Here is a 264-nt window from a genome sequence, read left to right on the forward strand (position 1 = left end):
GGTGCGCGCCCAGAAGGGGACGCGGAAGTCGCCGCCGAAGCCGTTCAGCGTGTTGTTGAAGGCCGCGCCGCTGAAGGGCAGGCTGACGACGCGGAGCGTCGGCGTGGCGTAGCGGGCGCTGGCGATGGTGGAGATTACGGAGAGGTTCCAGCCGTTGACGAGGTGGTCGGCGAAGCGGTTCGTCATCTGGATGCGCGGCGGAGCGATGACGCCGCTGATGACGAGGCGGTGCCGCTGGTCGAGCTGGCTTGTGCCCTTCTGTTC

At 68.2% G+C, this 264-nt stretch carries 1 protein-coding gene; it reads right to left on the reverse strand.

Going from position 1 to position 264, the window contains the following annotated elements:
* A partial coding sequence (locus tag ACSNOK_RS34670; RefSeq protein ID WP_436784686.1) for a hypothetical protein occupies window positions 1-264 on the reverse strand: 264 nt, incomplete at both ends.

Source organism: Streptomyces sp. URMC 126, from assembly GCF_051386555.1.
Lineage (GTDB): Bacteria > Actinomycetota > Actinomycetes > Streptomycetales > Streptomycetaceae > Streptomyces.